The organism is Paenibacillus sp. NPDC058174 (genome assembly GCF_042883865.1).
Taxonomy (GTDB): Bacteria; Bacillota; Bacilli; order Paenibacillales; family Paenibacillaceae; genus Pristimantibacillus.
Window position 1 is genome coordinate 73,242 of record NZ_JBHVUY010000007.1, and the last position, 19,367, is coordinate 92,608.

At 46.7% G+C, this 19,367-nt stretch carries 28 protein-coding genes; 5 read left to right on the forward strand and 23 right to left on the reverse strand.

The window, feature by feature from the left end; translation table 11 throughout:
- Window positions 1-95: 95 nt before the first annotated feature.
- A complete protein-coding gene (locus ACFVVF_RS24600; protein WP_202903241.1) occupies window positions 96-227 on the reverse strand; it encodes a sporulation protein YjcZ in 132 nt (43 codons plus the stop codon).
- A gap of 585 nt (window positions 228-812) precedes the next feature.
- Between ACFVVF_RS24600 and ACFVVF_RS24605 the strand changes: the two genes are divergently transcribed.
- A complete protein-coding gene (locus ACFVVF_RS24605) occupies window positions 813-1,334 on the forward strand; it encodes a hypothetical protein (RefSeq protein ID WP_387815211.1) in 522 nt (173 codons plus the stop codon).
- Window positions 1,335-1,374: 40 nt separating this feature from the next.
- Here ACFVVF_RS24605 and ACFVVF_RS24610 read toward each other — a convergent pair whose 3' ends face one another.
- From ACFVVF_RS24610 to ACFVVF_RS24700, 19 genes are all read right to left on the reverse strand, one after another.
- Window positions 1,375-2,079 (reverse strand): N-acetylmuramoyl-L-alanine amidase, encoded by a 705-nt coding sequence (locus ACFVVF_RS24610; protein ID WP_387815212.1) that lies wholly within the window; start codon window positions 2,077-2,079, stop codon window positions 1,375-1,377.
- Window positions 2,069-2,485 carry a phage holin family protein gene (locus tag ACFVVF_RS24615; RefSeq protein WP_387815214.1) on the reverse strand — a complete coding sequence of 139 codons (417 nt, stop codon included), beginning with the start codon at window positions 2,483-2,485 and terminating at the stop codon, window positions 2,069-2,071. Before ACFVVF_RS24615 ends, ACFVVF_RS24610 begins: the two co-directional genes overlap by 11 nt.
- Before the next feature lie 36 nt (window positions 2,486-2,521).
- Window positions 2,522-3,316: a hypothetical protein gene (locus ACFVVF_RS24620; RefSeq protein ID WP_387815216.1), complete on the reverse strand. Its 795-nt coding sequence runs from the start codon at window positions 3,314-3,316 to the stop codon at window positions 2,522-2,524.
- A 65-nt stretch (window positions 3,317-3,381) separates the two neighbouring features.
- Complete coding sequence (locus ACFVVF_RS24625) at window positions 3,382-3,558, reverse strand: hypothetical protein (protein ID WP_387815218.1); 177 nt, start codon at window positions 3,556-3,558, stop codon at window positions 3,382-3,384.
- Window positions 3,559-3,571: 13 nt separating this feature from the next.
- Window positions 3,572-3,880 carry a hypothetical protein gene (locus tag ACFVVF_RS24630; RefSeq protein ID WP_387815220.1) on the reverse strand — a complete coding sequence of 103 codons (309 nt, stop codon included), beginning with the start codon at window positions 3,878-3,880 and terminating at the stop codon, window positions 3,572-3,574.
- Between the two features lie 11 nt (window positions 3,881-3,891).
- Complete coding sequence (locus ACFVVF_RS24635; RefSeq protein WP_387815221.1) at window positions 3,892-5,355, reverse strand: hypothetical protein; 1,464 nt, start codon at window positions 5,353-5,355, stop codon at window positions 3,892-3,894.
- Complete coding sequence (locus tag ACFVVF_RS24640) at window positions 5,348-5,719, reverse strand: hypothetical protein (RefSeq protein ID WP_387815223.1); 372 nt, start codon at window positions 5,717-5,719, stop codon at window positions 5,348-5,350. Before ACFVVF_RS24640 ends, ACFVVF_RS24635 begins: the two co-directional genes overlap by 8 nt.
- 20 nt (window positions 5,720-5,739) lie before the next feature.
- Window positions 5,740-6,363, reverse strand: a complete 624-nt coding sequence (locus ACFVVF_RS24645; RefSeq protein WP_387815225.1) for a putative phage tail protein — start codon at window positions 6,361-6,363, stop codon at window positions 5,740-5,742.
- Window positions 6,356-7,417, reverse strand: coding sequence for a baseplate J/gp47 family protein (locus ACFVVF_RS24650; protein WP_387815226.1), 1,062 nt, complete (start codon window positions 7,415-7,417; stop codon window positions 6,356-6,358). The genes ACFVVF_RS24645 and ACFVVF_RS24650 overlap by 8 nt, the downstream gene beginning before the upstream one ends.
- Window positions 7,410-7,820: a DUF2634 domain-containing protein gene (locus ACFVVF_RS24655; RefSeq protein ID WP_387815228.1), complete on the reverse strand. Its 411-nt coding sequence runs from the start codon at window positions 7,818-7,820 to the stop codon at window positions 7,410-7,412. The genes ACFVVF_RS24650 and ACFVVF_RS24655 overlap by 8 nt, the downstream gene beginning before the upstream one ends.
- Window positions 7,817-8,149 (reverse strand): DUF2577 domain-containing protein, encoded by a 333-nt coding sequence (locus tag ACFVVF_RS24660; RefSeq protein ID WP_387815417.1) that lies wholly within the window; start codon window positions 8,147-8,149, stop codon window positions 7,817-7,819. Before ACFVVF_RS24660 ends, ACFVVF_RS24655 begins: the two co-directional genes overlap by 4 nt.
- Window positions 8,150-8,154: 5 nt before the next feature.
- Window positions 8,155-9,216 carry an XkdQ/YqbQ family protein gene (locus ACFVVF_RS24665; protein WP_387815230.1) on the reverse strand — a complete coding sequence of 354 codons (1,062 nt, stop codon included), beginning with the start codon at window positions 9,214-9,216 and terminating at the stop codon, window positions 8,155-8,157.
- Window positions 9,129-9,800: a LysM peptidoglycan-binding domain-containing protein gene (locus tag ACFVVF_RS24670; protein WP_387815231.1), complete on the reverse strand. Its 672-nt coding sequence runs from the start codon at window positions 9,798-9,800 to the stop codon at window positions 9,129-9,131. Before ACFVVF_RS24670 ends, ACFVVF_RS24665 begins: the two co-directional genes overlap by 88 nt.
- A gap of 1 nt (window position 9,801) precedes the next feature.
- The gene (locus ACFVVF_RS24675; RefSeq protein ID WP_387815233.1) at window positions 9,802-12,072 is read right to left on the reverse strand and encodes a phage tail family protein; all 2,271 of its coding nucleotides are present in this window, start codon (window positions 12,070-12,072) and stop codon (window positions 9,802-9,804) included.
- A 229-nt stretch (window positions 12,073-12,301) separates the two neighbouring features.
- The gene (locus ACFVVF_RS24680) at window positions 12,302-12,724 is read right to left on the reverse strand and encodes a phage tail assembly chaperone (RefSeq protein WP_042170632.1); all 423 of its coding nucleotides are present in this window, start codon (window positions 12,722-12,724) and stop codon (window positions 12,302-12,304) included.
- Between the two features lie 26 nt (window positions 12,725-12,750).
- The gene (locus ACFVVF_RS24685) at window positions 12,751-13,218 is read right to left on the reverse strand and encodes a phage tail tube protein (RefSeq protein ID WP_042170635.1); all 468 of its coding nucleotides are present in this window, start codon (window positions 13,216-13,218) and stop codon (window positions 12,751-12,753) included.
- A gap of 1 nt (window position 13,219) precedes the next feature.
- A complete protein-coding gene (locus ACFVVF_RS24690; protein ID WP_387815235.1) occupies window positions 13,220-14,536 on the reverse strand; it encodes a phage tail sheath family protein in 1,317 nt (438 codons plus the stop codon).
- 3 nt (window positions 14,537-14,539) lie between these two features.
- Window positions 14,540-14,734 (reverse strand): hypothetical protein, encoded by a 195-nt coding sequence (locus ACFVVF_RS24695; protein ID WP_387815237.1) that lies wholly within the window; start codon window positions 14,732-14,734, stop codon window positions 14,540-14,542.
- A 204-nt stretch (window positions 14,735-14,938) separates the two neighbouring features.
- A complete protein-coding gene (locus tag ACFVVF_RS24700; RefSeq protein ID WP_387815239.1) occupies window positions 14,939-15,556 on the reverse strand; it encodes an RNA polymerase subunit sigma-24 in 618 nt (205 codons plus the stop codon).
- A 224-nt stretch (window positions 15,557-15,780) separates the two neighbouring features.
- Between ACFVVF_RS24700 and ACFVVF_RS24705 the strand changes: the two genes are divergently transcribed.
- Both ACFVVF_RS24705 and ACFVVF_RS24710 read left to right on the forward strand, forming a co-directional pair.
- Entirely contained in the window at window positions 15,781-16,203 is a 423-nt protein-coding gene (locus ACFVVF_RS24705) for a helix-turn-helix domain-containing protein (protein ID WP_387815241.1), read from the forward strand.
- A gap of 8 nt (window positions 16,204-16,211) precedes the next feature.
- Window positions 16,212-16,622, forward strand: coding sequence for an ImmA/IrrE family metallo-endopeptidase (locus ACFVVF_RS24710; protein WP_188891416.1), 411 nt, complete (start codon window positions 16,212-16,214; stop codon window positions 16,620-16,622).
- Window positions 16,623-16,907: 285 nt separating this feature from the next.
- Here the strand turns inward: ACFVVF_RS24710 and ACFVVF_RS24715 are convergent, their stop codons facing one another.
- Window positions 16,908-17,390: a GAF domain-containing protein gene (locus ACFVVF_RS24715; protein ID WP_387815243.1), complete on the reverse strand. Its 483-nt coding sequence runs from the start codon at window positions 17,388-17,390 to the stop codon at window positions 16,908-16,910.
- A gap of 101 nt (window positions 17,391-17,491) precedes the next feature.
- Between ACFVVF_RS24715 and ACFVVF_RS24720 the strand changes: the two genes are divergently transcribed.
- Window positions 17,492-18,058, forward strand: coding sequence for a CAP domain-containing protein (locus ACFVVF_RS24720; protein ID WP_387815245.1), 567 nt, complete (start codon window positions 17,492-17,494; stop codon window positions 18,056-18,058).
- On the opposite strand, the gene ACFVVF_RS24725 is transcribed toward ACFVVF_RS24720, so the two are convergent.
- Window positions 18,048-18,464 carry a ribosomal maturation YjgA family protein gene (locus ACFVVF_RS24725; RefSeq protein WP_387815247.1) on the reverse strand — a complete coding sequence of 139 codons (417 nt, stop codon included), beginning with the start codon at window positions 18,462-18,464 and terminating at the stop codon, window positions 18,048-18,050. The genes ACFVVF_RS24720 and ACFVVF_RS24725 overlap by 11 nt on opposite strands.
- A 129-nt stretch (window positions 18,465-18,593) precedes the next feature.
- On the opposite strand from ACFVVF_RS24725, the gene ACFVVF_RS24730 reads away from it, so the two are divergent.
- The gene (locus tag ACFVVF_RS24730; protein ID WP_387815249.1) at window positions 18,594-19,190 is read left to right on the forward strand and encodes an AAA family ATPase; all 597 of its coding nucleotides are present in this window, start codon (window positions 18,594-18,596) and stop codon (window positions 19,188-19,190) included.
- On the opposite strand, the gene ACFVVF_RS24735 is transcribed toward ACFVVF_RS24730, so the two are convergent.
- Window positions 19,187-19,351 carry a hypothetical protein gene (locus ACFVVF_RS24735; RefSeq protein WP_387815251.1) on the reverse strand — a complete coding sequence of 55 codons (165 nt, stop codon included), beginning with the start codon at window positions 19,349-19,351 and terminating at the stop codon, window positions 19,187-19,189. The two genes, ACFVVF_RS24730 and ACFVVF_RS24735, sit on opposite strands and share 4 nt — an antisense overlap.
- Window positions 19,352-19,367: the final 16 nt, after the last annotated feature.

Sequence of the window (19,367 nt, forward strand, 5' to 3'; positions counted from 1 at the left end):
TCAAACCCCCAAGACTGCGGGTCTTGGGGGTTCGTCGTCATCTATAATTAGTTTTTGGCGGCCACGCCGTTAATCTTTCGCTAATCAGCTTTAGACTAGCACCAGAAGGAACGGCTGATAATGACCAGAAGAATAAAGAGGACCAGAATGACTCCAACGCTTGTAAAAGCGCCGCCCACAACCGGTCCGCCGCAGCCAACGCCGGCGTTACCTACTCCATAGCTCATTTGTTCATCTCCTTTAAATAGAAAGATAAGGAAGGAAAAGCTTGCACCTTGGCTTTCCGCCGCCGCGTGCTGTATTGCTGTGGCGTTTGTACGGCAGCATCTTGCTCGGGTACATTTGTATCCTATGTAGAAAAACCTAATGCGTATAGGCAATGAGCAAATATGTGCGTTTGCTCATTTTTTCCAGGAGGATGCACGTTTGGAAGGATACTCTGCTGCTGCTCAGCTGTGGGGGTCAGTTGGTTGTCAGGTGCGCAGGTCAAAATGCAAAAGTACATTTTGATTGGGCGAAAAAGGCCGATTTCCCGCTCCAAAATGTAAAAGTACATTTGAATCCGCCTGAATCCTCTGAAATCGGCTGATATAGCTGATTCAAACTGCATATTTGCATTTTGATGGCCATTTCGGGGGTTTGGAGTGAATTCAAAATGCACTTTTGCATTTTGTTTGCTAATTTATGCTGAAATCCTATGCGGATATAAATGGTCTTTTCCAAAATCGAACATTATTTTTGAAACCTTTGAACTATTTTTATAGTAATAAGGAGCGTTACTGGAAAATACATCTTAAGGGGGAAACAAAGAAATGAAAAAAATTGTGATTTCAGCATTGATGCTAAGCTTGCTGTTGGCGGGTTGCGGCAACGGGGAAAAGAAAGAAGAAGCTGCGGCTAATGCTTCAGCTCCCGCTAACGTAACGACGCCGGCAGAAGATGCAAACAAAAAAGAAGAGACTGCGAGCGAGGATCCGAAGGTCAAAAAGAAATCAAAGGAGAGCGCAATTGCGCTTGAATTTTTGAAAATCTATTACAGCGGAACGAAAGAAGAGAAAGCTAAAGCAGTGAAGGAATACGTTCAAGAAGATATGCAGCTGCTATTTAATATGGGCGGGATGGAGAACGAAACCGAGTTTCTGAAACCTAAAGTCGTTAGTACGATAGAGGTTACAGGAGAAGAAGGAAATCATTCAGCCACACTTATCCAAAGCGACAAAAAAGAAGAACGGATCGTTATGATGCAGGGCGATAAAGTGATGGCTATATTCGCTCCCGGTACGGATGGCGAGTCAAATGAATTTTTTGACGGCATAAGAGAGCAGTTCAACTAATAGCTAGAGCCCGCCTGCCGCAAAGTAGACGGGCTTTACTCTAGCACTTTAGCTCGACGCGCTTATTTTTGGCATCCCACTTCACGCCTGCACCAAGCGCTTCCGCAACAGTACGGACAGGCACATAAGTAATGCCTGCTTTTGTATCATATAAGCCGTCAATCAGCTTCTTATCGTTCATATAGACTTCGATTTTCTCCATTATGTCCCCCCGTTCTTGTTTCAGTTCGCTCTCCTGCACGAGCTGCGTCAGTTTGGAGCTTACGGTCGCTTTAAAAGCCTCCCAGCCTGTCCATTTGCCGTTATCGTACATGAGGCGAGGACATATTTTGCCGCTCCAATCATAATGCCGGCGCAGTCGGTCGACACCCCAACCACGCTCCCGTAACATCGAGGCTACGAGTACGGCTGCATTATCGAGCGTTTTGGCATAATCCCCGCTTTCACAAATCTCAATCCCAATGGACGTCCGGTTGCCGGACTTGGCACCGCTGCCGTCTCCGCTATGCCAGGCGTTTTCCGTAAGCGGCAAGCACTCGATCGCTTCCCTCTCATCAACGACGATGTGGTAGGAAGCCGTGCGGTTATTAGAAGGATTCGTCAGCCAATTGCGCTCATTGCGGGCGGTGCTGGATGGATTGCCGGTGTTATGAATCGTAATCGTTGTGGCGAGCATGGGGAGCGCAGGACGGCGGGTGCAAGGTGTGTTGGGAGGGATATGGTCAATGAGATAATTACAAGACATCCCTATTGTTCCCCTTTCCTTTCAGCACTTCAATAATGTATTTCAGTTTTTCGGGAAGAGGCACACCGGCGCGTCCAAGATTTTCAGTGAAAGAGATCAACTCATTGGCGATATAAAAATAAACGGTGGCCATCATCGTCATATTTTCCGTCTCAAGAAGAACATCGATGCGATGAGCTAGTAAAACGACTAGCAGTATCAGGCCTTTTTTGGCGAGACCTACAGCGCCAACAGCACTGTTTAGACCACGGCCTTCTTTAATCGAGGCGTAAAGCCCTGTAATAATATCGGCGCCAATAGCGATCAGTAAGAATGTAAGTGATTCATGCCAACCTCCGAAAGCAAATGCAAAAAAGGCGCCGATAATCCCGGCGCCACTGTTGACTGTTATAGTTAGACCATTCATTTACGTCCAACTCCGTTTCTATTTAACATTCATCAATTAAACTTCTGCAAAACCTCCGACATATGATGTACCAACGGTTCCACAAATTTGAATACCATTCGTGTCTATGGAGCCGTATCCTCCTACAGAAATTGATATAACACTTTGCGCTGGAACAGCAATCACCATATCTATTGAATATGGTGCAAATACCTCCCGACTTGTAATTAAGAAAGAACCAATACTAACAGGAGTTCTGAAAATATTAATAGATATATATTCTGTTTGACTACCGCGTTGAGCCATACCTTTTATTCGATATCTACCTTGATAAGGGACGGTAAACGAACGCTGCTGACCACTAAAGCCCCCACCACCGTATGTGTACAGAACATTATCACTGGGTGTTACAAACTGTTGTTTCGCTGTTATTTCATTACGAACAAAAGCTGTTGTTGCAATTTGAGTGGTATTCGTCCCTTGAGCTGCTGTAGGAGCGCTAGGGATACCCGTGAAAGCTGGAGATGATACAGACGCGCGGGTCATATCTGTTGGATGCTGGTGATCTTGTCGAGCATATTTTGTAGATACCCCGGAGGCAGCACTTCCATTCATAATTGGTAAATTCCCACCTGCTTGACCTAATACAAAGGCTGTTGTTGCCAATTGAACTGTATTGGTATCAGCAGGAGCTGTCGGGGCTGTTGGAATTCCGTTAAAAGAAGGCGAAGCTAACGGGGCTCGTGTTATCAAAGAGTCATTTATTAGTTTTGTATTTTCGTTAAAGGCCTCTTTGTTAACACTATCCGTCGATTCAAACAACTTTAATCCACTTGGTAATGATTGTGCCATATCTTAACCTCCATAGTAAAATTAATATAAGAAGCGCAAAGTTCTTTTGCATTGCTATTAATACCTCAAGGCGTCATACGGGATCTGACAACGAACTCAACAACTTTATCTGCATCTTCTTTTGAAAGATTAGGATAATATGTTTCCACGATATCAGTCACATCACTCGCACTTTGTTCCATTCGAACCATTACAGCATGTCCAATAACACGAATCTGATAATCTTGCAATTTAGTTATCATCGTTTCATCTCCTTTAATTTCCCGCGATAATGTCAGACAAAACCATACTAATATCGTTAATTACTTGATCTTTTTCAGCAATTTTCAACTGCAGGTCAGCCAGTTGTTCTTCTACTGTGAGATCACGATTAATATATTCATAAAACAAAGCATTAGTTTGAGAATCATAATATAACACTGGATTTTTACGAGATAATAGTTGCGGTTCTGGGACTTCTGCGAAGTCAACATCAATTGCATTTTCTGGGGCCATAGAATGATCATAAAAAAGGCCAACCACTTGTGCCTTACCGCTAATTACTTCTCCCAATAATAACTTCATGAATAAACCTCCTAAATAATCGAATAATATTGGCGCATAATCATAGGCGTATATGTTCCATTTACAACACTATACCCAACAGCATACGGCCTTCCATCTGCTTTCATTCTTGGCGAAAACGTCGCATTGCCTAACGTGTAGGTAGCTAAAAGTGCACCTGAAGTTGATACAACATGCCATCTTCCGTCATTTGTGAATATATAGAAACCACCTCCATTAGCATATCCACAAATGGATGTTACGGGGCCTAAATTTAATTGAGCAGTATTGCCAGCAAAAACTGTTAAACCTGATGACGTGTAGATGGCAGCATCATATGCACTGCTTTGCACCTCAGCAATGAACAAATCATACGTACTATTGTAAGCAGTCATAAGGATCTCACCATTAACGTTCATTGCTAACGGCCATTTAAATACATAATCATATCCACTAGCGCGGCCTGCAGCAATTACTTGTCCTCCGCCAACAGCGAAACGTACATCTCGGATAATCGAAACATTATAGTTGGATGGAGCACTTGACACATACCGTTGGAAAGCACCAGTTGTTGCATTAAATACATACATATTCATATAAGAGTTAAGCACGAGAATATCATATTGGTGAATGTACACAAGCCCAGCAACAGGCCCGCCAGATGATATTGGCGCATAAGGATAAGAAATACCAAGGGCACCAGTTGTTGCATTAACACGATAGACTGGTCTTGTAGAATACAACACATTTGGAGCACAATATATCCAACCATCTGCCCCTACAACAACCTGTTTTAAAGTATCTGCATAATGACGAACACTCCATTGAAGACCCCAATTACGATCAAATCTGCGAATTGTTCCATCGGTATAAGCGACGATAATATCCTCACCTATAAATAAAGTATCAACAATAGGAGTTGTTGAGGCAGCTCCTGCTCCTCCATAGCTAATATCACGATTAATAGAAGATATCCTATTCACATAAATTTCTTTACCAAAGGTACCTGTCAGCCCCAATACATTAACACCTGCAGCAATATTTTTAGAGGTGAAATTAGGATCATCTAAAAACACTCCCTGATACCCCGATCCATTTGCACCATCATTCAGATACGCGCCTAATGGTACGCGCGCATGTACTCTTGCTTCCATCGCTGGTACAGGTCCTAACGTTGCACGCGACCATCCTGCATATTCTTCATTTCCCCGCAAAGGTATCGTCCCAGCGGTGCCGGCAATGACAGTTCCTGATAAAACTTTTGATGGATCCACGGTTACTTTAGAAACTTTCCCTGCTCCATTATGGTATCCTGCAGGAATAGCAACATCACTGGTGCCAGGATTTAATGTCATAGCTGCTCGATCAGGCATTGTGCCTACCTTATCATTACCTGTTGCATTGGAAAATGTTTTTCCAGTCAATACCTCCCCGGCAACAGCATTACCGACAAGCTTTTTACCGGACGGCATATGCATTCCGAGTTTTTTAGGCATTGTTTTTCACCCCAACAGCTTGAACTTTAGGCGTACCACTGGAAATAACATTCACAACCGTTCCTTTAATAGGAAAAACATAAACGGCTCCTTCAGGAACTAGGATACTGTTTGCCCCGTTAACTGTCGCTGCAGCGTCGAGACATGCATACAACTCACCCGGTCCTAGATTGTGAACTTCAATGACACTTTGCGCACCTGTAAATGAAAGTTGCGTATTGGTGGATACTGCAAGCGTAGAACGCTTGATTTCCATCACATCAAACATTTCATCCTGAACGGGCATTACAAATTCTGTACCAGCATTCTTCGTACGAACAGCGCCAGCTTTATTATTACTATCTTTTGGAAAAGTAAATGCCATTCTACTAACCTCCTATTATTCTATTGATCTGATCCGGTAAGTCCTAAGCTCGTAAGAACGAGAGAAAACGGATCAAATATAGACCACTCCTGAAATGTAATACTTCTATCCTCGAGATCACTCCAAGTAAATACAGGCGCAGCTTCGATGTCCCCCCATGTCGTGTAGATATACTCATACTTTATTAATAAATGTGCAGGAATTAAGCTTCGAAGCGTTTCGGTTATATCTGCAATATTAGGAGGGATACCAAGTACGGATACGAATTTTAAAATAATTGTACTTTCCGAAAAATTCTCAAGCACCTCGACTTCACCATTCGTGTAGGCCCCTGCCACCACTTTAATAGACTCGCTTCTTATAGTCCCGGTTCCTCTCATACGAGACCAAATGACAGCGCGGCGCTGTTCAAAAGGCTGGCCAGCTGATGCCGCGATACCTAACTCCTTTTCCCACCGTTGTAATCCCCAAGTTGCCGAATCAACGAAACGTTGACTCAGCACTGCTGCAGAAGCAGACTCAAGACTATCAAATTCCATCCCCTCTGTCTGACATATGATCCTGCTCTCATTAATGTCTGCATAATACTCAGGTAAATGGTTCATTAGGATTCTGCCAATTGGACTCATGATAGTGTCATTCATGCAAACTCACCTCGCTCAAAACGGCAACCTGACTCGATGCAATGGCGACATTCGTTGCGTTTCCGTTAACGAGCAAGTTTGTGAAGTCTATAACTCCGGGAGTGTCCAACAACAGTGAACCAATTCGGACATACTTAGGAGACGGATCTGCTGTGAATGCAATGCTTCGCAAATAATCAGTCATTACTCTGGTAAAATGCTCTTGAACCGCTCCCAATGACTTCGTACCATCCAGCACTAATTTAGCAGCCACTCTTAAAGAAATTCCTTCAGCAGAGGCAACTGTAACCTTTGCCCCAATAGGAGCTACGCCCTCTCCCATTCCTAATTCCGGACTGATATAATTTTGTACGGAATCGACCAACTGAACGCTTGCTGGCAGCTTCTCACTATCGATCAGAACAACCCGAACTGTTCCTGGCCCGTCCCATAACGGCTCAACCTGAACGCCTCCGACACCTGCCACGGAAAGCCCCCATTTTACATAATCGGCTTTATTTCCGCTTGTCCCTGGACTCTGAACCTGGGTTAAGAGCCGAGCACGAAGACTATCATCTGTCTCATCATCCTCCCCCGGAATCAGCACATCCGCAAGCTCCGCACGTGCAAGGCCATTAATATAATCGATAGGCAGCAACGCTCCAAAATCAGAATTACCCGCCGTCCCCGCAGTCTCGCATTCCAGCACATAACGGCCCAGTGAAAGCTGCGTCTTGACCTTATAATTGCGGTCGCGCAGCGAAAAGCGTGCGCCGAGTTGAACAGCCATTGGAGCATTGTTCGCATCGAAAAACAACCCAAGCCTGCTGGCCCGGGTCGCCTCCTGCCATTTCACTCCGTAATCCAATGCACGCCGGCGTAAAAATTCACCGCTAGACGTGTCTGCGAACGTTAGATCCAACTGCACATCCAACTGCGAATAGACTTCCGCAAGCTCAGCTGCGGCCGGCGCCAGCGCATCATAAATGATGCTGCCTTCCCGCTTGTCCACGTCTCCGGGAACCCGCTCCAGCATACGCTGCAAGATCGCGCTATAGGTCTGATTTTCATACATTTCCCTTCACCTCCATCGTTGAGAGAAAATCGCCATAATCGCTCTGTACTTGAAAAGTAACCAAAGCGTTATCGCCTTCCACAGTCATTTCGAAATCATTTACACCCGTGATCCGGTCATCCTGGAGCAATGCTTCCTGGAAACGCCGCTTCAACTCAGACTTCATATAGCCGGGTGCTCCGCCAATCAGGCTCATCGACTCAAATCCGTAATCGAAGCTATAGATAAAATGCTCGAACCGCTCCGTTTGCAAAATTTTGAACACAGCCTGTTTCACCGCATCTAGCCCATCAACAAAACCGGAAATGCGTCCGCCTGCGACGTTCAGCGCATAAGTTCTGCTTGTCTGCTGCGACTCTGTCACTAAGCTTTCCGTTAATTGAATGCCGCCCGTTGGAATCATGAGACCACCTTGTCCAAAACAACAAATTTCTGCCCACCCTGAACACGCAGCAGCAGAACGGCGTCACCTGCTTCCAAGCCGCGGCGGATGAGCAGCTTCTCCTGCAATGCTGCTTCCGTTTGCCCCGATCCAATGCTGTGTGAATGAGCCAAATCCACTTCAAAACGCGTTAGACTTTCCGGGACAATTAAAAAATCCTCTGTCAAAGTAAAACGCTGATCAACGTTTACTTGCAGAGGATTGATACTGAGTACTTTTCCGGCCATCACGGCCATAGGGTTGCCCGACGCATGGGCGGCGGCTCCCGCTTGTTTGATAATATCCAGCAATGCCATTAAATCACCCTCAATTCCAGATTCATCGTATGCGTATCCGCATCCAGCTTATGCGTGCATTCCTCAACGAGAAAATATTCCTTCAACTTCAGCTCTTCGATAATAATTGGAACGTAGCAGCCAGCGCGCACCCGAATATCTCCCAGCGCTTCAATGCTCAGACTTCGCTGCTCGCGGTTTTTCAGCTTCATCAACTGGTCCAGCTGCTCGTTGATCTGGGCACTGTTCATGTTGTCATCCGCCTTCTGATAATATTGAAGACGGCCCCAGCGGGCGATATTCGCGCTATCCTGCGCGATGTATACTTCTCTTTTGCCCGCTTCCTTGTTGTCCTTGACGATTTTCACCCGGTTGAATGTGTCCGAATCGATGGAGCTTTTATAATCAAAATCATACATAAGGCTCCAGTCGCCGATCACAGTATCCAGCTTCATATCATCCAGCTTTCGGACCGTCAGCTCGCCATAATCGTCAAACAGCATAAAGTTGCCATGCCCGTTGATCAGCGTCAGATCAAGCGCTTTGCACATCGTGTCGAGCAGCTTTTTGTTGTCCTCCAGCATAGTGGGAATTTTGTAGACCGTATCGGCGATTTTGCCCGTTTTCAACCCGCAGTCATCGGCGATTTTTTTAATAATATTGCCTGCCGTTTCATTCGTGAACGAATAATGATCGTTAATGAGCAAATAACGCACTTGGTCGTACGCCTTAATCGACACACTTTCATCGCGGCCAAAGCTCTTCTCGAACACATAGCCGTAAAAGACGTTCACATTATCCATTCTCACCCGAATAACATCGCCGTTGTTTACCGTAAAATCCCGATGCTGAAACAAAGCGCCTTTAATCAAGGTCAGCTCCAGACTGGACGGACTGCCGATTCGTTTCGTCTTGTACGTCATTGACGGCACGATACTCGTAATGTTCCACAGCTTACCGTTGCGGTTGTCCAAAATAATTTCCAGCATATTCGTCACCCCGGCAGCTTGAGCGTCATCCCGATTGGCAGCCTGGTCAACTGCGCATCGGGAATGCCGTTCAGTTTCTGAATTTCTCGCCATCGCGAATCGTCGCCCAGCTTTTTCTTCGCCACTTTTATGAGCGTATCGCCGGCAACCAGCTTATAGGTCGTATCTTTTTGCTTATCCGCTGGACGGTCGCTCTTGGTATTAGCCTTGTTTTTATCCACGATAACTGGACGCGCCCGATAGAATGCATATTGCTTAAAAGCAATGCTGTACTCGATATCGCCGGAACCGGCAACTTCCTTCCAATCGAACTTCTCGATACTAACCGCGATGTTCAAGTCAAAGGACTCGCCCGTAAACACAAACCGGATCGGCTTTTTCTTCTCCATCCAGTCCCGGATCATTTGAATGTAGAAAACAGGATCAAGCAGCTCATCCTTCCTCACGATAAAAGGATACTCGGACCCCGGTGCCGGGAAAAAGCTATCGAATGACACGTCCATCAACTTTCGGCTTTGAATAACGTTAATCTCACCTAAGCCGGATACTTCGTACGTTTTCCCGCCCGCAGAATCGCTAATTTGAATTTCAGGGGGGTTTACCGGAAGGAAGAAGCTCTGCTGCTGATTGTTATAGCTAAGGCCAATCAGATATTTTTCATTGCGATTCGTAATCATGCTACGCGTACACCCCTTCCGCCGACGACGCGATCTCATTGGTCAGAGAAGCTTCCATCCGCTTAATAACCGTATCGATATCGTAGCCGTTGTTGATGTCACCGGTCTGAACGCTGATTGACGGCTGCAGCGTTACGAAGTTCTGAATGTTCTTCATCTCCGCCAGCTCGCGCATCGTCTTCAAATCCTCGCTCGTAATATCGACCGAGTCATTGATTTTGCCCACCTCGCCTACACGGTTGATGTCTGGGCCGCCCGAAGGTAGACCAGGAGCACCGCCCGCTCCAGCTTTATCTTTTGGGTATTGCCCGTTTAGCTTTTCTTTGAAATCGCCAACCACGTCAATCGTCTTCGCCGCGAAGTCTTTACCAGCTTTATCTCCTTTTTGAAAAGCCTCGCCAATATCGACTTGCTCCATTCGAAGAGAAGATAAATTAAGAACATCTTTATTGCTCGTTGGCGGCTTCATATCATCGATTAATTTCATCGTGAATTCACCAATTGTATCAAAATCGGTTTTAAGATATTTGTTGGATAAATCAATTAACGAATTTATTCCGTCTATCGCAGCGTTAATAATACTACCAAGAAAATCACCAACACTTTTAACAAGGTCGTAGAACAATTTTTTCACTGCATAAACAGGATCAATAAATAAATTGATTAAAAATTCACCGAACGCCAAAAAAATGTTCCACAGCATTGCAACATTATTTTGTACAAATGCAAACAATGCGTAAAAAACACCAGTTATAAATCCAACAATTTGTTCTGCTGTGGCTCCAAATTGCATGAAGACTGTAATTAATAAGCCGATTGCGATCATTATCAGCAAGATCGGCCAATTCACTGCCATCCATGCCAAAGCTTGAGCAATGACAGGGGCTACTAACGCCCATAGGCCGACGAAAACTGCAGGAAGAAAAGCAAGTAAAACAGGCCAAAATTCCTTATTGGCATCGAAGAAAGCCATGGCCTTCTCCCCAATAGAGGCAAGTAATTCTGCTCCCAAAGTGAGGCCTTTATTCAAGGCATCAAAGAAAGGCTGGAATTTACCGCTCTGAAATGCATCCAGCAACAGCGTTAATAAAGGCGAAATAGCGGCTAGCGCTCCCTCACCGGCATCAGCAAAAGACGTTTTGAACTGCTGCTTCAGCATGTCTAGCTGGACGGCCGGGCTCTTTAGCATAGCTGTCAGCTTTTCTTCACCCATGTTCGCTTTATCGAGAAGCTTATCGAACGATGCTAGAAAGCTATCCATATTTTTAGAATTTCCCAACATATCACTAACTGTCTTTTCTGGCAGTTGAAGTTGTTTGGAAAGATCTGTAAAATCTCCACTCATCGCTGATTTCATGGCTGTCGAAGATGCTTCAGCATCTCCGGCAGTAGGACTTAATGCAGATATACGTGTAGAAAACTGCGTTAATTTATCCAACTGATCCGTATTGCTTACAAGCGGCATAAAAGATAAAGCACCAGAAAAAGTTTTATTCACATCCTGCCCTGAATTAAGAGCATTTTGTTTAACTAAATCAAAAACACCTGATCTTTGAGCAGCACTGTCGGTTGTCACCATAAGCTGATCCTTCATTTTTTGCTGATCAATGGCCCCGTCAAACGTCATACTTAACATTTTTTTTATAGGACCATGCATTTTTTTCAATCCAGCAGCGAATGAAGCAGCACCGCTCTTCTTATCTTTATCTTCACCTTTACTATCACTTTTTGATTTTTCTGAAGTTTTTTCAGCGGCGTCTTTAGCAGCAGCCCCTACTTTTGTTTTAGAGGCAGCATCTTTTCCTTTTTTAATAGCATCATTAAACCTTGTCTGAGCGGTAGTAGATGTCTGAATCGCTTTCGTTATTTTTGAAATCTGCTCGCCCACTTTGACGAAAGATCGAATTCTTTTACCGCCCGTATCGAAAGATTTCAATAAGGTTTTCACTTTCTTATCGTTACCGCCAATTGCAGTTTTCATTTTCGAAAGCTCGCCGTTAGCTGCACTAATCTTGAATTTAATTGTTTCGAACACATTACCGACCGTCTCCATCTTAACGGCTTGTGTCTCCAGCCTTTTCATGGAATTGTTCGTTGTGTTCATTGATTTGATGACTTTTAGTTGAGCATTTGAAAAAGCATCAGAGGCTTTAGCGTTTCTATTCATTTGCCCTTCAAATGTTTTTAAAGTCTGAAGCGTATAGTTTACAGCATACGCCATCGCTCTTAAGGCTTTGGACATTTTGATGGCTTCCGCCGAATTTGTGGCCATCCCCAAAACACCTCCTTCATAACGAACAGAAGGCGTCCCGCCGGGACGCCTTCTCCTTATTTTCGTTTCGATTTGGCACGCTGCTTGCGCTCATTCTCGACGCGAACGTCGATCATCGCGTAGATGGCGGCGCGTTCGCGCCTGCTCATCCCCATCAGCTCATGCGGCAAAATGCGAAGCTCGTGGAGGGCGTAATAAGCGTAGTTGGCTTCGCCGTCGCCCTCTTTGATTAGTTTTTTACGTCATCCGCCAAATCGTTCATGCTTTGGTTGAAGCCGTTGATATCCTGCACGCGCTGCACCAGGGAGGCGTATTCGCCCGGACGGAGCATTTTGCGCAGCAGATTCTCGGCGCCCAGGACGCCATACGATTTCTGCAGCTCGGCATTTTTAAGCTCTGGAAAATGAATGCTGTTGACGACCAGCTTCGCCAAATATTCATCCGTGTTCGTCTCCGGCGTATACACGCCGTTCTTGCCCTTTACTTTACGGGTTGCCGATTTGCGGCACTCCTCGTTCTCGGCTTCCGTCATGCTGCGAAGCTCCCATGCGACCGGCTGGCCGTCTTTATCCTTGAAGCGTTCCGACACCACAAATTGCTCAGTCGCTTCAGCGCCCGTATTTTGCGCGAAAAATACACTCAAGTCACTCATTAATTGAATTGCCTCCTTTTATTGGTTTAACCCTGCGATGCTGGAGAAGAGAACGGCGACACAATGTCGATGTCCGTGAACGTGAACTCCAGCTCCTCTTCCAGCGCTTCGCTTTCCGTATCCAGCTTGCCCATGATAACGCTGTTCAGGTTAACGTTGTAAAGCGTCACCGTCTGTGCACCGATGGTCGAAGTCGGATCTTCATTCGTGATCTGAACCTCGAAGCCTTTATCCACGCCGGTCTTCACGTAGTCCAGCATCAGCTGACGGAATTTGGACGTCACATAGTAGATCGTCATGCTGCCCGTACCCGACCAGCCTGTCGCCTTATGCTGCAAACCGCGGTGGCCGAGCGTTTTGATCTCCGCCTTCTGTTTCTCGATGCTGGCCTCCAGCGTCTTGATGTAGAACATTTCCTCGTATTTACCGTCAATTGTCGTATAAGCGCGGCCCTCTTGGCCGGAAATCGTATCGCCTGCGTTCAAAAATGCCATCTTACTTCACCGTCACTTTCATATATACTTTTTCCACGCTGTCTACCGGTTGAATATGAACTTCAATTACAAGGGCATCGCTTTGCGCGCCAGCAGCAATAATCAAATCCGTTTGCGAGTTAAAGTTTTGGATCGCATTCCGTCCTTGCAGAAGCTCCAAATATTTAACGACCTCCGAGCGGAAAAGATTGCGGCCGTCCGCATTGTTGTCGATTTTGCCGATATAAGACGATTCGAACAAGGCCTTCAGATCGTTGGCGATGCCGTCGAGCACGCGGATGACGCGGTTTTTCGAGAAGGAAGGATTTTTAGCCGCTCCATATTGAGTCAAGCTGTTAATGTCCTGCTCCACGATTGCCGTGCCGCGGCTTGCCGTAAATACGAACTCACCGCTGCGAAGCGCTGTTTCGATTTGCGAGTTCGAGTAACGAACATCGACATCCACCGCGTTCTCATAAGCAGCATAAGTCAGAGATTCATTGAGCGCAGCGCCTGCTGTAGCGGCAGCCACCCAAACGGTTGCCTTTTCTGCTGGAACGACCGTACCATCTGCGAGCTTCACGCCGTTTTTCACGCTGATGATCCCTTCGTGATTGGCCGAAGGATAGTTCGCCAATACAGCCTGAACCTTGCGGCCCTCGTCCTCACGCAAGCGGCGGACAAACGCCGTATATACTGCCTTGAGCGACTCGTCGCTGGCAGGAAGAGCAATCGTATTGAAATCATACAGCTCGATAGCCGACAAATAATCGGCATGCTGCTGGTTGGTCACCGTACCGTTGGCGCCGCCGGCAAGCGGTACGCCCGCAGATGCAGTAAGGGCACCCGAGCCGCTGAATACGACGAAAGCATTAGCTGCCAGATCGGCAATCGCCGACGCGGATTGTACATCAACCAACTCATCAGCCAAATATGTCGCAACATCGAACAGCGTCTCGTCATCGACATTTTTCTGAACGGATACGGTCAAGTCATTGCCGCGTACACCGCCATGCCGCGCCGTCAGCGTGAGACCGCCTACGGTTGCCGATGCTTTAACGCCTGTATTCAGACGGTAAACCAGTAGCTTCTTCGCCCGCTTCAGCGCTTCGCGAACGAGCAGCAATTCCGGTGCATTCAAGCTGTAGCCGAGCAGGCTTCTTACATCATCGCCGCTTTCAATCGGAATGATCGTCTGCGATACGCCCCAATCCAGTACGAGCGGTACGGATACCGTTCCGCGTTCGCCGATGCTCGCGCCGAGCTGTCTTTCACCTGCAAAATTAATGTATACGCCTGGTCTTACTTTGTTTTGGGTTGTCCAAGTTCCTCCTGCCATGATTTACATGACCTCCTTTTTCAAATAGATGGCAAGCAGCGTTTGCGCCTGCTCATGAGAATAGCTTTGCTCTGCGTCCAATACGGCGGACAAAAGATCCTTTTGCAATTCGGTGTAGACCTTCGATGACAGCAGCTGGCGCTTGCTGAACGTTTCGCCTGACGGCTTGTCTTGATTTTCGTTATGGATCTGATTCATGCCCTTGCTCCCTTCAGTTCGGTTAGTGGTTTGCCCTTCCGATGCTCCAACCGTGCAGCCGATGCGCCTACATACGATCACCCCCTGCAATGGTATGAGAAAGGACGAGTGGCTGTGTTCGCCTCTCGTCCCCGCTGCTTACGATGTATTTCACAATATCATAGTAGCACGGTTTTTTAGGCGATATCGGACAAGCGGCGGACATCATTCGGACAAAAAACGGACAAGCTCGAGAGAAGCCTTTTGCCGCCATCTGCGAAATGTGCGATCCACGATTCCAAGCTCAGAAGCAACGAAGTCGGCGGGTCTTCCTTCGATATAACGCAAACGGAGCAAACGCTCGTACTCCGGAAAACAAGTCTGCAGCGCCTCCATCGCCTGGTCGATCGATTGCAGCTGCCGCTCAATGTCTTGAAGCTCGCTCAGACGGTTAATGACACCCTCATAACCTTCCGCAGCGGATCCTGCCCGCGCTTCAATGACTTTCTCGATTTTGCGGGCCAGCTCGCGGAGCAGCTTCTCATCTCCCGGCTCGGCATTCCCGGCAGCCTGCTTAACTTCCCTCAATTGCGCTTTAGTTCCAACGGGATGCTGCGTCAAATGAGCGTGTGCTGCTTGCTCCAATTGCTGCTCTCTTTTGTTTAAGTACATATAAGAAGGCATCCGGCGAAGCTCGCGGTGCAGCTCCTGCAGCTTATCGTCCTCATAGACCGAGCTGATCGTCACCCCGCTCCCTACCGGCTGCTTCTCGATCCATTTTTTCCGGGCGACGAGACGCTTGTACGCTTTCAATTGCTCCACAACATCCTGCTCCATGTTCATAGAAATACCCTCCGTTTATTATTTTTGGTATTTAAAATACTGTTATTGGATAAAAAAATTAGTAGTCTCCTAGACTGCTCGCGGTATTGACATTACCACCTATAACAAATAAAATATTAATATAAGTATTTATACTACGATTCCTCGTTACAAATTCATTATATGTGGTAATATAAATACCGTCAAGTATTTTAAATACCATTTTATTTCGGAGGATGATTACAATGTCTCTTGGTACGAGAATTAAGGAACTTCGGACAAAAAACGAGCTGACCCAACAAGACATAGCGACCCGTATCGGCATGGGACGCTCCAATTTCGGTCATATTGAGAATGACCGGGTTGTTCCGACAAGCGGCGATCTTCAGCGGATCGCAGATATTTTGAACACAACAACGGATTACTTGCTCGGGCGGGAGTCTGCAGCTGAATCCATTCCTGAATGGGCTACGTATAAGGATAAGCGTGATTTCAAAAAGATGCTGGAGGAAGACGGCGACCTAATGTTCGACGGGGTGCCAATGAGCAATACGGACCGGCAGCGCGTAATGGACGTCCTGACAGGACTATTCTGGGAAGCTAAGCAAATGAACAAGCGCCCTAAATCACAGGTGCAAGAGGAACCAGACAAACATAACGAGAAGTAGGTGACGCCATGGACAAACTAATCATGAGGCTTATCCGTAAATTCCAAACCAATGATCCGTTCGTCATTGCAGAGGGTTTAGGCATTCATATTCGTTATGCCGATCTTGGGGAAGCCACCAAAGGGCTTTACTATAAAAAGCTGCGGCGCCGCTTCATCGTCATCCACGACGTATTGCCGGATGATTGGCGCCGGTTCGTCTGTGCGCATGAGCTTGGGCATGACCGGCTGCATCCGGGGTTCAACCGCTTTTGGCTCGATGAACAATCCTTCTTTAATGTGGGGAAGTATGAACGGCAGGCTAATAAATTCGCCATCCGGCTGCTTACCTCGGGCGATACGCTTGGCCGCAGTGAGACGGTCGGCGAGCTGCTCGCCCGCAACGGTATTCCGAAAGAAATGGACAAGTTCTATTTCTAAGGTGGCGGAAACTAAAAAGGTGGAACAACCTGCAAATCTGCATGTTGTTCCACCTTTTTAGCCCGATTTTTCTAATCAAAATGTAAAAGTGCAGTTGAAATAGCTGAAATCAGCTCAACTCGGCCTATTCTGGCTTAACAACCTGCACTATTGCATTTTGAGGGTGAATATTGAATGAAATGAAGTAATCAAAATGCACTTTTACATTTTGATTGCACTTTCCATCATTCTAATTGAAGAAGGGACTCCTTTAGATGACTGCCCTCTCTCCTTCTTTTCTAACCCCTACAAATACTTACCTAGCACTTCAGTGAAGAGCGTCAAAAACCGAGCATCTGTCTCATCGAATCGGGCAAACGACGGGCTGTCGATATCGAGTACGCCAATTATGCGGCCTCCGCTGCGAAGCGGAATAACAAGCTCCGAATTCGAAGCGCTGTCACATGCGATATGCCCAGGAAACTGATGGACATCTTCGACCACCATCACTTCTCCCCGGCTGACGGCTGTTCCGCATACTCCTTTGCCGACTGTGATCCGCGTGCATGCCGGTTTGCCTTGAAATGGCCCTAGAACCAGCTCGTCTTCACCTTCAAGCAAATAGAAGCCCACCCAATTAATATCCTGCAAAAATTGCTGCAAAAGGGCCGATGCATTTGCCAGATTCGCAATGCGGCTCGGCTCATCCTCTACTAATCCCTCAAGCTGCTTCAGCAGCAGCTGATAGTTTTCTTCTCTTGTGCCTGTGTAAAGTGTATTCTCAAACATATCAAATCGCCTCTTTCCTAACAAGGTTCATTTCACTCAAACCGTTAACCTATCTTTTGAATAGAATATCATATCTGCAAACAATAGATGGGAGGAATGAAATGGCAAGAAAACAAGTCGCTTCGTCAACGCGAAAACGGAGGGTGAAGCCTTCAGCGGTCAACCGGGCTCGTACATCGCGAAAGTACACGCTGTTTTTGACCCGCTCACGAACCCGTTCCCGGGTACGTATTTCACAGCTCGCTGATGATGTGTTCACACTGATTAACGAAGCACGGGCTGCTGCGGGACTCCGGCCGCTGAGAAAGCTCCTCGTCACTACCACTCTCCCGAATGGTGAGACGCTAACAACCGATCAATTGAGTGATATCGCTACGTTAAAAGCGCGGGATATGCGCGATAATAATTACTTTGCTCACACGTCGCCCACGTACGGCTCACCTGGAGAAATGCTCACTGAATTTGGCGTGAATTGGACGGCATACGGGGAAAATATCGCTGCCGGCCAGCGGACACCGGAAGCTGTTATGCAATCCTGGCTGAACAGTCCCGGCCACCGTGCGAACATCCTCAACCCTAATTTCACCTATTTGGGCGTTGGCTACGTCCCCGGCAATGACCAGAGTGAATTCAGCACCTATTGGACGCAGCTGTTCGTCACGTTGTAGCACTCCCATTGCGCGCCAGCAGTATACTGTCAATCGCAAGAGAGATCAGAATTCCGGCGCTATATCTCACCAAATCAACGGCCAAAAATCCTTTCCCAAGCACAAGAGCGCCTAGCGTCGTCCCCCTTATTGACTGGATCCACTCTGCCTGATAAAGCTGGCTGAATTCGATACCGAAGCAAAACACGACAGCTAATACCATTGAACCTGTCAGCTTCATTGTTGGCCAGAGCATCCGAAAGCCGAAATAAATCATACTCGCCCATAACGCATCGCCTAAATGCTCCGCAGCAAATGGCGGGAGTTGTCCGGCCCATTGTCTCGATCCCAAGCCCAGAAGCATAGCCGCCACAACAGCCATCCCGTATAAAATCCGCTGACGGAGTATTCCTGTTCTCCTGCTCATATAGATCCTGTCCCTCCGCTTTCCCTTAATTACGTTCTATTTTGCGCTAAATTCCGCTCAAATGGAACCTTTTACAAACACGGAGCGTCTAGAATCCAGTTTCATCACTTTCTATACGAGGTGTTAATTATGATCATTTGGATAAACGGCGCTTTTGGAGCGGGAAAAACGCAAGCCGCCTATGAGCTTCATAGACGGCTTCAACATTCTTTCGTATTTGATCCTGAAAATGCCGGCTACTATATTCGCAAGCAGCTGCCGCAATCGCTCCTCATTGGTGATTTTCAAGATTATCCGATGTGGCGGGAATTCAATTACAGCCTATTGAAGTACATAAGCAGCAGCTACGAAGGACCGATCATCATCCCGATGACGATCGTATCCCCTGTGTATTTTCAGGAAATTATCGGTCGACTGCAATCTGAAGGCGTAGAGACCCATCATTTTACACTATGGGCTTCCAAAGATGTGCTGCTCAAAAGACTGAAAGGCCGCGGGGACCGGGAGCAATCTTGGCCTGCTCAACAAATCGACCGCTGTATGGAAGGCTTGTCGAATGAATTATTCGGCCAGCATTTGGATACCGATTCGATTACGACTGATGAAGTGGTAGAAATGATCGCTGCACAGCTTGCTTTACCTCTGCTGCCCGACAATCGAAACTGGCTGCAAAAGAAAGCCGATCGTCTGCTGACTCAGGTCAGGCATATCCGGTTTTTCAGCTAGTTCTTCGTAATAAATTGAATAACACCAATGAGGAACATAACTATAAACACAATTCCGAAGCCCATCAAGAAATTTCTCAAAAAGCTTGGCTTCTTCTCCAGCTTCGTTTCAATTTGGGTCAGTCTGTCTTTAATCTCCTGTAAGTCCTGATTCTCATTCATGTTGGAACCCTCCCTT

Excerpts from the sequence above, each read along its gene's own strand:
- ACFVVF_RS24705 (WP_387815241.1), top strand. The coding sequence starts at position 15,781 with ATGTCTCTTGGTACGAGAATTAAGGAACTTCGGACAAAAAACGAGCTG.
- ACFVVF_RS24650 (WP_387815226.1), bottom strand. The coding sequence starts at position 7,417 with ATGTATGAAAATCAGACCTATAGCGCGATCTTGCAGCGTATGCTGGAG.
- ACFVVF_RS24700 (WP_387815239.1), bottom strand. The coding sequence starts at position 15,556 with ATGAACATGGAGCAGGATGTTGTGGAGCAATTGAAAGCGTACAAGCGT.
- ACFVVF_RS24610 (WP_387815212.1), bottom strand. The coding sequence starts at position 2,079 with ATGTCTTGTAATTATCTCATTGACCATATCCCTCCCAACACACCTTGC.
- ACFVVF_RS24670 (WP_387815231.1), bottom strand. The coding sequence starts at position 9,800 with ATGATTACGAATCGCAATGAAAAATATCTGATTGGCCTTAGCTATAAC.
- ACFVVF_RS24680 (WP_042170632.1), bottom strand. The coding sequence starts at position 12,724 with ATGAGTGACTTGAGTGTATTTTTCGCGCAAAATACGGGCGCTGAAGCG.
- ACFVVF_RS24615 (WP_387815214.1), bottom strand. The coding sequence starts at position 2,485 with ATGAATGGTCTAACTATAACAGTCAACAGTGGCGCCGGGATTATCGGC.
- ACFVVF_RS24685 (WP_042170635.1), bottom strand. The coding sequence starts at position 13,218 with ATGGCATTTTTGAACGCAGGCGATACGATTTCCGGCCAAGAGGGCCGC.
- ACFVVF_RS24675 (WP_387815233.1), bottom strand. The coding sequence starts at position 12,072 with ATGGCCACAAATTCGGCGGAAGCCATCAAAATGTCCAAAGCCTTAAGA.
- ACFVVF_RS24690 (WP_387815235.1), bottom strand. The coding sequence starts at position 14,536 with ATGGCAGGAGGAACTTGGACAACCCAAAACAAAGTAAGACCAGGCGTA.
- ACFVVF_RS24635 (WP_387815221.1), bottom strand. The coding sequence starts at position 5,355 with ATGCCTAAAAAACTCGGAATGCATATGCCGTCCGGTAAAAAGCTTGTC.
- ACFVVF_RS24695 (WP_387815237.1), bottom strand. The coding sequence starts at position 14,734 with ATGAATCAGATCCATAACGAAAATCAAGACAAGCCGTCAGGCGAAACG.
- ACFVVF_RS24665 (WP_387815230.1), bottom strand. The coding sequence starts at position 9,216 with ATGGCGAGAAATTCAGAAACTGAACGGCATTCCCGATGCGCAGTTGAC.
- ACFVVF_RS24715 (WP_387815243.1), bottom strand. The coding sequence starts at position 17,390 with ATGTTTGAGAATACACTTTACACAGGCACAAGAGAAGAAAACTATCAG.
- ACFVVF_RS24720 (WP_387815245.1), top strand. The coding sequence starts at position 17,492 with ATGGCAAGAAAACAAGTCGCTTCGTCAACGCGAAAACGGAGGGTGAAG.
- ACFVVF_RS24735 (WP_387815251.1), bottom strand. The coding sequence starts at position 19,351 with ATGAATGAGAATCAGGACTTACAGGAGATTAAAGACAGACTGACCCAA.
- ACFVVF_RS24625 (WP_387815218.1), bottom strand. The coding sequence starts at position 3,558 with ATGATAACTAAATTGCAAGATTATCAGATTCGTGTTATTGGACATGCT.
- ACFVVF_RS24725 (WP_387815247.1), bottom strand. The coding sequence starts at position 18,464 with ATGAGCAGGAGAACAGGAATACTCCGTCAGCGGATTTTATACGGGATG.
- ACFVVF_RS24600 (WP_202903241.1), bottom strand. The coding sequence starts at position 227 with ATGAGCTATGGAGTAGGTAACGCCGGCGTTGGCTGCGGCGGACCGGTT.
- ACFVVF_RS24645 (WP_387815225.1), bottom strand. The coding sequence starts at position 6,363 with ATGAATGACACTATCATGAGTCCAATTGGCAGAATCCTAATGAACCAT.
- ACFVVF_RS24605 (WP_387815211.1), top strand. The coding sequence starts at position 813 with ATGAAAAAAATTGTGATTTCAGCATTGATGCTAAGCTTGCTGTTGGCG.
- ACFVVF_RS24630 (WP_387815220.1), bottom strand. The coding sequence starts at position 3,880 with ATGAAGTTATTATTGGGAGAAGTAATTAGCGGTAAGGCACAAGTGGTT.
- ACFVVF_RS24620 (WP_387815216.1), bottom strand. The coding sequence starts at position 3,316 with ATGGCACAATCATTACCAAGTGGATTAAAGTTGTTTGAATCGACGGAT.
- ACFVVF_RS24730 (WP_387815249.1), top strand. The coding sequence starts at position 18,594 with ATGATCATTTGGATAAACGGCGCTTTTGGAGCGGGAAAAACGCAAGCC.
- ACFVVF_RS24655 (WP_387815228.1), bottom strand. The coding sequence starts at position 7,820 with ATGATTCCAACGGGCGGCATTCAATTAACGGAAAGCTTAGTGACAGAG.
- ACFVVF_RS24640 (WP_387815223.1), bottom strand. The coding sequence starts at position 5,719 with ATGGCATTTACTTTTCCAAAAGATAGTAATAATAAAGCTGGCGCTGTT.
- ACFVVF_RS24710 (WP_188891416.1), top strand. The coding sequence starts at position 16,212 with ATGGACAAACTAATCATGAGGCTTATCCGTAAATTCCAAACCAATGAT.